Source organism: Paenibacillus sp. H1-7 (assembly GCF_022354825.1).
GTDB lineage: Bacteria > Bacillota > Bacilli > Paenibacillales > NBRC-103111 > Paenibacillus_S.
In genome coordinates this window covers 4303610-4315357 of the sequence record NZ_CP031168.1, presented here as the reverse complement: position 1 = coordinate 4315357, position 11748 = coordinate 4303610, and the positions used below count along the sequence as shown (strand labels likewise).

At 45.2% G+C, this 11748-nt stretch carries 6 protein-coding genes; 4 read left to right on the top strand and 2 right to left on the bottom strand.

Features of this window, described 5'->3' with window-relative positions:
- Positions 1-31: 31 nt before the first annotated feature.
- The 3 genes from DVH26_RS19105 (at position 32) to DVH26_RS19095 (ending at position 2387) form a co-directional block, all read left to right on the top strand.
- Complete coding sequence (locus DVH26_RS19105) at positions 32-472, top strand: hypothetical protein (protein WP_239624166.1); 441 nt, start codon at positions 32-34, stop codon at positions 470-472.
- Between the two features lie 169 nt (positions 473-641).
- Positions 642-1154: a DUF6886 family protein gene (locus DVH26_RS19100; protein ID WP_239624164.1), complete on the top strand. Its 513-nt coding sequence runs from the start codon at positions 642-644 to the stop codon at positions 1152-1154.
- A gap of 162 nt (positions 1155-1316) precedes the next feature.
- Positions 1317-2387, top strand: coding sequence for a VOC family protein (locus DVH26_RS19095; RefSeq protein ID WP_239624161.1), 1071 nt, complete (start codon positions 1317-1319; stop codon positions 2385-2387).
- Positions 2388-2789: 402 nt separating this feature from the next.
- Here the strand turns inward: DVH26_RS19095 and DVH26_RS19090 are convergent, their stop codons facing one another.
- Positions 2790-6668: a hypothetical protein gene (locus DVH26_RS19090; protein ID WP_239624159.1), complete on the bottom strand. Its 3879-nt coding sequence runs from the start codon at positions 6666-6668 to the stop codon at positions 2790-2792.
- A 1023-nt stretch (positions 6669-7691) separates the two neighbouring features.
- Between DVH26_RS19090 and DVH26_RS19085 the strand changes: the two genes are divergently transcribed.
- A complete protein-coding gene (locus tag DVH26_RS19085) occupies positions 7692-11009 on the top strand; it encodes an S-layer homology domain-containing protein (RefSeq protein ID WP_239624156.1) in 3318 nt (1105 codons plus the stop codon).
- 238 nt (positions 11010-11247) lie between these two features.
- On the opposite strand, the gene DVH26_RS19080 is transcribed toward DVH26_RS19085, so the two are convergent.
- Positions 11248-11616, bottom strand: coding sequence for a helix-turn-helix transcriptional regulator (locus DVH26_RS19080; RefSeq protein WP_239624153.1), 369 nt, complete (start codon positions 11614-11616; stop codon positions 11248-11250).
- Between the last annotated feature and the right edge of the window lie 132 nt (positions 11617-11748).

The following is an 11748-nucleotide window of genomic DNA, read 5'->3' as shown; positions in this document are numbered from 1 at the left end:
TTGAAAATATACGAAAGGTATAGGAGTAATCATGAAATTTCAGATAATCTGGAATGCATTTTTTAAAGTAAAAAATGATGAAAAGGCAAATCGACTTATTAATCAAATTGAAGTAAGAACAGGTCACCCAATTGTGTCAAAACAGTTTGAAAGATCGAAAAAGGAGCCTTCACTTTTAGGAGTAACGTTTGTAAGTAAATTAAAAGATGAAATGACTATGGAGGCAGCTGTTTTTCAAACACTTCAGCTAATTAATTTACTGGGTTCTGCCTGGACAGTCAATAATCCTCTAATAACAAAGGATCCAGAATATCCTTCAGAGGTTCTGCTTTCTTTTGAAGGCTTTCACAGTAATCCATCATTTACTGGTCTAACGTGGGTTCGCTTCTTATTAGAAACGGATACGAAACTCGAATATGGATGGGAGCATTCTAGCGCTTACGGGACTCATTTTGTAAATCAGTTAGAATAACCAGTGTATCTATTTCAAAGACAGTTTCTTGTTGAACTAACGGGTACGATAATTTAATAATCAACCAAGATGCGGCTGCCGGCATAGATCGGCAGCCGCGTTACGCTAACGGGCAGGATAATTCAATGCTACATGGAATTTATAGGTAAATCTAATGAGGAGGGTTTACGTGCTTTTTCATTTTAGCGAGGACGATAGAATCAAAATATTTGTACCTAAAGAGAAACAAAATCGACCGGATTTTCCTGCGGTTGTTTGGGCAATTGATGAAGAGCATGAGTTTACATACTATTTCCCGAGGGATTGTCCTCGAATTGTGTGTAGGAGAGACGCGGCGACGGCGGACCAACATTTGCAACTTTTCTTTAACAATACATTTGCTGAGACCATAGTTACTGTAGAAAGTGATTGGTATACAAGAATTTCAAAGCAGACCATTTTTAGATACTGCTTTGATGATGAGGGCTTTGAGCTTTTTGACAAGACTGCTGGTTATTATATTTCTCGTCAAGTAGTGAAGCCTAAGTCAGTTGATACGTATGGGAACTTGTTGGAGAGATTAATCCAAAAAGGAGTCGAATTAAGATTCACAACGAATCTATATCCTCTTAGAGAAGCAATATTAGCTTCTGACTTCAAAGGATTTGGCATACATAGATTTAATAATGCAAAAAGACTGTAACCGCTAAGCTAACGGGTACGATAGTTTAATAATCAACTAAGACGTGGTTGCCGGCATAGATCGGCAGCCGCACGTTAACGGGCAGTATTGTGGAATGAACTGGGAGGAGTTGGGTCGATTCTATCGAATTTATGTAAATAAATTATCTCGAGGTGAAAATTTATGCTCACATCACTTGAACATGTTCAAATTCCTGTGCAGCAAATGGATCGGGCAATCTCATGGTATACCGAACAGTTGGGGTTTCGATTAAGTAGCCGCGATGGAGACCGTATTGCATTCCTTACCTTACCGGAAGGCCCACTCCTTATGCTATGGCAAACTAACGACGATTTGACGAATGCGCATTATCATAGTTGGCTACATCAATTTTCATTGGTAAAGCGATGCCCAATCCATCAAATTGATTTGGCAGATTCTTGTCCCAGATGTTTTAAAAAAATACCTTTTATGTTAAGTGATAAAGGTTTGAGTGATGCATTCACTTGCATATGTGGTTACAAGCTAGCAGATTTTACTTTGATACACTGGTCAGAATGGAATTATCCAGTGAATACTAGAGATGACTCAGTCAATAAATGGTTTGACGGAGTGAGAATGAGAAAGCCTAATCGAATCTTATTCTTTCCTCAATCTACGTCTATTGAAATGATTAGTCTTGCACCAACAATAACTTCCAGATTTGATGGAGCTAAACAACAAGAAACTAAAAGAGAGTATTACTCTAGTCAGAACTTTAAAGACGAAATATATAACGAAAATAAACAATGCTATAAAACAATAGACCGGTACATTAAGAAAAAATTCCTAAAAAACCATCACGTCTGTATACTTACACTTCAAGAGTTATGGATGAAGGAGAATGGTGGGGGATATCCGCCCATTTGTCCATATGCATATGCTTATGTATTTTGGAAACATACACTGCTACGGACTGATCATTTTTACGATGTAAGAAGAGGGGATGAAGCAAACCCCAGAAAATACCTAGGCACAGAATTTGCGACTCAACTTTTTGAAAGATATTTAATAGACTATATTAATAAGTTGTTTAACCATACAAATCTCTATGATGTCGATAATCGAAAAATGTTTCACTGGATTATAAATCGAATAACAACTGAGATGTGTTTAAATTTTTTCTACCAATGGCTTGTAATTAAAATAATGATAGAAAGAAGTTTGCCAAAAACAGTATTCAAACATCATGCGGATGTATCATTTATGATATAAAGTTCCAATTCGCGAGTAGTAGTGTGTTTCAACTATATGCAAACGCTTAGCCGACTTTCAGACATATGTACAAAATACGGGTTTTGTGCAAATGTAATATGGGGATAAATGCTAAATCATTCCAAACCCCAAAATATTATATTTTTGGGGTTTGGATTTTTAATTGTTTTGTTTGAGTTAATTTTAATAAATTATGTTTTTTCAATGTTTTGTTTGTGTTTTGTTTGAGTTTAATTTCCGTTACCCCAAAATATTATATTTTTGGGGGTTTGGATTTTTAATTGTTTTGTTTGAGTTAATTTTAATAAATTATGTTTTTTCAATGTTTTGTTTGTGTTTTGTTTGAGTTTAATTTCCGTTAATAATGTTTTCCATTAATTTTAATTATTTTTTTTCATTAAATTACTTTAAAACAACTCGCACTGGCCCATACAAACCGCCGGTCGGAAATGCAGCTTGCCATTCGGGCCGATGCTCGCGATCCCAATATGTCACCGCCGGGTTGGCTCCGACCAAGCTGGTTGGGCGGCCTTTCTCATAATGAGTACCCAGTGTGTTAGTCACACGAATTCGAAGCCGATGCGTCCCGGCCGATATTGATCCTAGCATGAATCGATACGGTCTCCACACACGGATACCGATCGGCTTGCCATCAAACCATACCTCAGCTGTACCTCTGACATGACCAAGCTCAAGCGTTGCTTCACCGGCTTCAGATAAATGAAGCGTCGTTTCATACTCTACAGCTCCGCTATGATGCGGAAGCTGCAGTGCCGTACGCCAGTCGCCAAGCTTCCCCTCATAAGGAACGACATCAAAACGCACAGGACCACTTAGAACAGCCGCTTCCGTCTGTGTTCCCTCTGGTTCGATCCTTACGGCTGCGATTGCCCCTGCTGCTTGTGGCGGAAATGAAGCCCTTCCTCCGGCAAAAGGCACTTCTTGGCCGTCAATCCAAACGCTCACTCGCCCCTGCCCTGTCGTCTCCAGACGCATACCGCATGCACCGACTGGAAGTGGAAAGCGCAGCCATACAGGTTGACCTATGGAAGCTAAGTCCGCTGCAAAAGACACAGGCGGTGAAACGGGTACAGACTCCGGCATAAGCCAACCTACGCCAGGCAATGGATGCGGACGAGGATTGATCCATAGCGATTCCGTTTCTGCAAAATGCAGCACATTTTTATGTAAAATACCAGGAGCTTCCCCACGTTCATCTTTCCAATCAAGTCCGGTGCAGAAGGACAAGGAACTTCCATCCAGCAGCTCGATTCGCCCATCGGCGAGCACTACGCCCTCACCTTCCGGCATCAGGAACCTAACGACATTTTCACCTTTGCGACAAAATTCGGTAACGTCTACCTCCTCTTGACCTTGCCGTATGTATGGATTAAAGTCTCCGTGCTCCGAAACATGTACGCCATTCACCTCGAGGACAACTCGGCCTCTTGCCGCGAATACAAGCTGGACCTTCCGGACCTTGCTGCCGGCAGGGATTGTCAATGCTTTTTGCAAACTGGAGTTTGGATTCGGATTGCTTACGTACAGCCATTTCGGCAGCGATTCACTTAAAGTCTCATTGATCTCAATCCCCGCACGAATCAAACCGTTTGAAAGCGCTTCGGCTTTGATCAAGATCGTATTTGGCCCTTCCTTCAGATCGATCCACGCTGTTTTCTCTTCAGGTCCGCCGCTCCATGCAATCAGACAGTCGTTTACCCAGCCTATGATTTCGGCGTTGCTCTCCACACGCACTCCATAGCGTCCAGCCTTAGGGGCTACTGCGTGAGTATGTGCCCAAACCGTCTCTCCTTTTACAGCGTCACCCAAATGAAGGTAACGTCTCGGAACGCGCCCCATCCGACCTGCCCACGATCGAAACGCCAAATCCCCGAAAATATTGCTGTAGACAAGCGGCTTTGCTTCCGATGGCTGGAACGAATCTCCCTTGTATACATGCCAATAGACAGACTCGCTCCATAACCGTTCATCCCAGTCCGAATCATCATAAGCAGGTAAATGCCAGCCGTTCCCGATTCCTGAATCTCCATCACGCTCCGTGCGTACCTGCATAACGCGTCTTTCCGGCGGCATGATACCACGTTGGGTGCCATGCAGATCGAAATCTCCATACCGGTTATCCAGAGTAGATTCTACCCGAACTCGCCAGTTCTCCTCCAATAGGATCGTTCGTCCGGCATTAACCGGCCACTCTCCAGGTTGCGCTGGGAAACGCATAGCCAATGGCTGTGAAACAGCCTCTTTTAATCCTTCCGGTATTCTGGTTACATCGGCGGCAGTTCTAAAAGGACAAACGATTAACGCAGCAGGCCAATCGCTAAATCCAGCTTCCACCCGAATCCACTCGCCTTCACGGATGTAAGGAATCGGCTCCATGCGTCCGCTGACAGGATCCCAGAGCTCAGGCACGCCGGACGTCAAAAGCCGGTACTCCGCACGGTCCAGCAGCATCGTTGACTCATCCGCGGGCTGGTGCATTCGAAGCAGCTTGCCGTCCTCAGGCAGCAGCAGGAAGACGTCGGCCTCATCCGTGCTGCGCTGTAGAGACATACCCGGACCCTCCACTCGCTTGGGTAAGCGTTCCTCAATAATTGCCGCCATCTCTTCCGCTGTTTGAACAAAAATGGCTCCCGGCAGCGCGGATTTTTCCGCCTCAGGCACCTTTACTCCTATAACTAAGCCGCCTTGCTCCAACATACGGTTCACTTGCCGGGATGCTTCTGCATCCATGATAGTCGTACCGCACAATACCAGAACGGAGAATGCCTCATTCGAAATAGCGAGCCGTCCGTTTTGAACATCGGCTTGCTGCAAAATCGAGTCGTCGACTACGTCAAAATCCAGATGCTTGCTCCGCAGAACGCCAGGATGCATGGCTGTATCACGTCGATTTACAGTCCCTGTAACTTCCAAATATACCTCACGGAGGTGCGCCACTTTCTTATTCGGGTCTCGGTTCGAAGCAGCCATGGGATGCTCACGGGGCTTGATATCATCCAAAGACAAATACCCTACAACAGCATAGGAAGGATAATGAACGGCAATATCGCATACATGCGAGCCAACGCTTAGCAGATTGCACACCCGACTCACCGTATCTGCAAAAATGCCGTAATGCTCAAAGTAAGGCTGTCTCCACCCGGTATCCGGCGGAGCCCACTCCCACCATCCTCCTCGAGTCGAGTAGTACACTGCGTGCGGGCTGAATAGTGTAACCCCTGCTTGAAGGAACGGAATGAGCCAATGCATCGTCTCTTCGATAGTTCCGCCCCAGCCGCTGGAATGAAATGCTTCCAGCCAGACTCTGGTGCCTCCATTCAAATGGACCATGGACGAATGAGGTTTGATTTCCCCTTCCATATCTGCTCCTGGAGCGTTGTACCAGCGATGGGTGCGGAAATAGTCCAGGTAGAGCCGTTGAGCGGCATGAAGATCAACTCGGCGTGCAGGGCCGGCCTGATCGCATCCTATGAGCATGCCGTATTTGCGGTGCCAATTTCCAAGTGGAATAAACAGCGCTTGCTCGGCCAGCTCCGCTGCAATGCGATAAACCCGGCGGCGAACTTCATCAGCGCCTGGTTCATCATCGAATAAAGCCGGAAGGAGCGGGATGACATCCTCCCCGAATAGCTCGGCATACCGTATAGGTACATCCGGCGACCATAAGGGTAATGGCGGCAGTTCATCCTGAAAGCTGCCGGCAATCGTCTTTCCTAGATCATTGGGAAATCGCCGCTCCATTTCGCCATGTACCCGGTCCAGCATTGCCGCAGAGGCATGAGGATCCAGCCAGTTAAAGCCCTGTCGAACGGCTGCATAGCGGTAGGCTTGCGTTTCAAGCAACAGCTGCGCGCCTTCCGGAAGCTCTTCCTCAGGCAAATAACGGCGCAAATGATACCCGGAAAACTCGGGATTAGAGGCAACTAAACGCGCCAGCTCGTTGGCTCCTGAAAATCCGATCTGATCGTAAAACCAAAGTCGCATGCCGAGCCGTTCCGCTTCGCGCAAAGCCACCTCGAAGAGAACCCACCAGTCGTCGCTCATAAAAACCGGACTGTCTCCACAAGATCCGTACTGCGGACCAGTTGGCGCCAGATGAATGATGCCAATGTTGCGCAGCCCGCCTTCGCGAAACTTTTGAAGCTGCCATCGGATCCTTTCCTCTGTGACTTCCTCACCGCTCCACCACCAGAATGGCACTGGACCGAAATGCGGATCCGGAATAGCAAACCGTGTCTGCAGCTCCTTAATCGCTGTCATGACAATATCTCCTCCCTCGATCTCTAACGCTATTACAAAACGATCATTAGCCACAGAAATGACCTGTCCATCACGATAATTATCACTATCATCCTAACTATCCAGCTGGAGACGAAATGAATATCCAACTATTATCCTAATTTTGTGCAAGCCTCTTGCTGCGATAACGCGTACAAAGTATATTAAACATTATATGTTGTATACATCAATATGTAAATCCTGTTTTTTCCATGTGTAACAACGGATCGGCTTGAGATAACGGACATCCTTTTGTAACACCAAAAATTGGTATTAATCGAAATAGGTGGAGTCAATTTCCTAATCAATTTTCATTCTTCTATCAGCCTTATATTAACTAAAGACTGCTTGTCACCTGCACTTACGCTGTAAAGATCCTTTTAAGGGAGATGAATCCGTTTGTTAATTCCGGATTGGACTATTAATGAACAATGTTCAATTAACCTCATATCTACCCCATCACGAATAAACCTGCGTTTAATTGGCGGATCCTCACCAGATAGCCGATAGTCCGGTCCACTGACACGAATAGGATAACTTGCCTCTTCCCTCTTTCATACAATGGCTGCTTTAGCTTTCTTTGTGCAATTGGTTTTCAGCTTTAACAGTTATTACGAATCCGCTTGAAAGACCCCTACTGGAACTAAATGTAAAAAGTCTTCATTACCTTGTACGTTAGTCAACTTATTTGTACAAAGTTAATATCGATTTGTTTTAAATTAACTTGTTTTAAAAATTAAAAATTGTATATTGTAAACGCTATCATTTGTAATTTATTATTACAAGCAAAAGAATTATGAAAACAAGCTGCATGCATTTACCTCTTCTACCCGACGATGCCTGCACTTTATTCATAGATACAACAGACGCAAAGGAGGACACGCAGGCATAGCATTTTTCTACATAAGCAGTGAATGGATTATTCAAAAATAAATAAAAAGCAAGTACATACTGGATGGAGCGGTAGTATACATTGACATCATTTTTAATGGAGGGGTCATTTCAATGAAGAATTTCTTTTCTGCAGTTTTGTCGTTAAGCATGGCATTCTCGATGTTACCTGTCGCAGCTTTGGCTGCGGACGCACCGAAGGATTCTACAGCGTTCAGCGATCTAAAAGACTTGGATGCAGCTACAAAAGCAAAGTATGATGACATGCTGAAAGCAGGCATTTTTAACGGGATCGAGGAAGGCAAGTTCGGTCTGAAGGAGAAAATGAACCGTGCGCAATTCGCCAAGGTAGCTGCCCTCGTGTTCCAGCTCAAAACCGATGCATCGCTCAAAAAGTCGACGTTTCAAGACGTTACTTCAGACGATCCGTCTAACGGGTATGCTCTACCCTTCATCGAGGCAATTTACAAGGCCGGCATTACGGATGGCTATGCAGAGGGCTTGTTCAATCCAAGCGGTGAAGTGACGAAGGAGCAGCTTGCTGCTTTCCTCGTTAAAGGGCTGAAGCTGGACGAGAAAGTCAAAGCATCTGCAGGCGTTAAGGACGATACCGTATCCGATTGGGCTAAAGGCTATGTAGCTGTTGCCATTGACCTGAAGCTGATGGTTAACGGAGCGAACGGGAAATTTGACGGAACCACCCCTGCCACTCGCGATTTGCTTGTGCTCTCCGCTTATGAAGCCAAGAAGCAGCTTGCTTCTGCTGCCAAACCGGAGGTAGTCACCAAAGTATCGATCAACAAAGCCGAAGTGACTGGAGCCAAAACGATCAAGGTCACTCTGAACGGAGCGATTGCAGATACATCCAAGCTGACGGTCGGCGTTACCCGTGGATCTACCAAGATCGAGGCCAAGCCAAAATGGAACGACAATAAAAACGAGGTTGAATTGACGCTCGATGCCAAAATGACGGAAGGCGTCTACAACGTGAAGCTCGAAGCCGTTAAGGACGGAGGCTTAACCGTTGATAAAGGCTCTGCAGACGTAACCGCACAAACCGAGAAATTAACGAAGCTGGAATTTACAACGGCTTCTGACACGATAGCATTGGGCAAAGAGGTCGTTATCGCGTTCCGTGCTTTGAACCAATACAATGAGCAAACCGATTTGCCGGCAGCGCGATTCGACATTCGCGTGAATTCAGATCTTACGGTAAAGGCTTCTAACGTGGAGCAATCATTCACCATAAACACGTCGGATTTGGAACGCAATGATGTCATTTCCGTTACGGTCTTAACTCCTGAGAAAACCGTACAGGCCAACAAAACGTTCAAGATTGGAGACAAGCAGCTGGTATCGAAGGTTGAGCTGGGTGAATTGAAGCTGATCAGTGGCAAGAAGAAGCTCGAAGCCGGAGACAAAGCCTATCTGGACTACAAAGCGTATGACCAATATGGAATGCTGGTAACTGAGCTGGATTTATTGCGTGATCAAACCAACTTGTTGGTGTCTGATGCGGACGCAATACTCGATGGCACGATTACGGAAAACGGCATCAAGATCGACAAAGGCTTCGGCTTCTTTGAAGACGAGGATAGCGATAACCGACCTGATCTTATTATTAGAACCGCTTCCGCCAATCCGGACATGCTGCCTGGCGAGCATGAAGTTACCTTTTCTGTAATGCCTTCCAGCGGACAAACCGCTACGAAAAAAGTGCAAATCGTATCAAGCGATGTGCCATTCGATATCAGCTTTGGCAAGCCAAGCGCCGCCTCGATAGCTTGGGGTGACGAGGACGTCTACCTCCCTGTCATTGTAAAAGATAAAAACGGCAAGGAATTATCCGTTGACGATATTGTCAGATTTGCAAACGAAATTCGTATTGATGATTCCGGTTCTGCCCGAGTGAAAATAAGCAGATCTATTGAAACCGAAGGCGTAGGCAGAGGCAAAATTAAAATTGGTGGGCTTGAAGGCACCAGGGAAAACGATGAAAAAGCAGGAACGCTGACTATTACGGCGACGATTGAGAAGAACAACAAGTCGGCTACTTACAGTACTTGGATTGGGGAAAAACGCTATCCGAACCAAGTGTACGTCTCTTCCGAGCCGAAACCGCTCATGGTTCCGTCCCTTACTCCGTTGTACGTCAGTACTGACAATATGATTACTGAAAACAAAATGAAGCTGAAATTTAAAGACCAATACGGCGATGATTTCGATAAGGACTACACAGGCTACGAGGTCGATATCAGCTACGAACAAATTTCCGGAACCGTAACGAACGCCGTGTACTTTACCAAAGGCTCTCTAACAAGCACAACCGCACCTACATGGCAGTGGGATACGGATAAGGCTTCACCGAATCATAAGATTACTTTCGTTGGTGACGATACTCGCGCAGACGGGTACTCCGCATCCAAAACGTCCGTTAAATCGATCCGTGATGCCGACTTAACCTTCACACCGATTACAGGCGACGATAACGTAGGCGAGTATAAAATGACGGCTACGCTGTTCAAGATGGACGGCAAGAGCAGAAACCAAATGTCCTCTGTATCCCGTGAAGTCGAGCTGTTGAACTCCAAGGATGCAGAGAAAGTGACGTATGAGGTCAAAGCATTTGCCAACGGATTGTTCGCAACGAATGACTTGTATTTGGGTGCGTTCGAAGCCGGCTCTGTCGCGTCTGACTTATCTAAATTAGCTTTGCCTGGATTGGTCGCACCGACTTCCGAGGCCGATGCGATGGCCAACTGGTTTGCCGGCAAAATTGAAGTTTCCGCTAAAAACAGTAAAGGCGAAAATGTCGGTTTGCCTAACAACCTGATTCAAGGTGTATCCACTACAAACAAATTCGCTGTACCGGTAGCTCGACCTAAATCGGATTCCCTTGCCTTCGATACCATTGCCCTTCGCGGTGTGGAAGAAGGAACGACTAATGTTGCCGTTACCTTCCGCAATGGACATAAGCCATACAATCTGTCGAATGTTCAAGTGAAGAAGGATGCACTGAACGTGGCTTCCTTCACATTAGCGGAGAACGGAAAATCAAAAACGGTCTGGTTATCCCTGCTCAACAACTTGTCGATCCATTCCGGAGATTCCGTTGCTAACGGCGTAACTCAATTGAAGAAGACGCTTGGCGACATAAAGCTTAAAGACCAGTATGGAGCGTTTGAATTCAAAAACTATTCCGTATACCGTGCAGCTGATTTGTTCGGTACCCGCTTCAGCATTAATAATGCCAAATGGTCGGATCCAGCAAATCCAGGAACCATTGAGATCGTTGTCGACAAAAAAGCCGGAACCGCCGTATACAAATACGTACCGGGAGCAGGCGGCAGCCAGATCGTTTCCTTTACCGTTATGGCTACAAGCGGAAGTATCACGCAAACGGTCGACGTATTCACGGATCGTACGAAATAACAGAAGCAGCAGCATGATTCATCGACCACAGACTGTAGAGATGTGACATAACAGAACAGAGAGCTGAGCTGACGTCGATACTTATCGGCGTCAGTTTTTTTACACCTATTCCGGATCCGTGTCGAAGCATAATAAAAATAAAATACACCTTGAGAATATCCATCAGGTCACCTGGAGGTTTCCAATGTCCATTCAAAAAGGTGCATTATGGTTTTGAGAAAGACAGTATGTATGGGGTTTATATGCTCCCCGCTTCCCTTGAATCCTTACGGAAATGGCCGGGAGTTAATTCCGTGCTTTTTTTGAAGGCTCGGATGAATGACACTACATGGGTATACCCTACTTGCCAGGCAATTTCCTGAATGGAGTCGGAGGACATAGCCAATTTCTTCATCGATAACTCGATCCGTAATCGTGTAACGTAGTCAATGAACTTCTCTCCTGCTCCCTCCTTGAACATTCGGCTGAATTGTACCGGGTTCATGGAAAAGTGATGGCTGATTTGCTTCAAAGATAAATTAGGATCCGTCAGGTGATCATCAATGTACTTTTTAGCATCATCAATCCATGGCAACGTTTTAGGTATATCCATTAGAATGGATTCCAATAAATAGATACCCCCTTCTTTTTATTTGCTTTATTACTTATAAAAAGTAAGCGCTATCATTCAATGTTAAATTTTTGCTCTTTAAGGATAGTATACCAGATTATTCGTAAAAAAAGTTTAGTTTGAGTCCCT

What these genes read in the sequence shown, in the direction of transcription:
- DVH26_RS19105 (WP_239624166.1), top strand. Translation starts at nt 32, where the DNA reads ATGAAATTTCAGATAATCTGGAATGCATTTTTTAAAGTAAAAAATGAT.
- DVH26_RS19095 (WP_239624161.1), top strand. Translation starts at nt 1,317, where the DNA reads ATGCTCACATCACTTGAACATGTTCAAATTCCTGTGCAGCAAATGGAT.
- DVH26_RS19090 (WP_239624159.1), bottom strand. Translation starts at nt 6,668, where the DNA reads ATGACAGCGATTAAGGAGCTGCAGACACGGTTTGCTATTCCGGATCCG.
- DVH26_RS19085 (WP_239624156.1), top strand. Translation starts at nt 7,692, where the DNA reads ATGAAGAATTTCTTTTCTGCAGTTTTGTCGTTAAGCATGGCATTCTCG.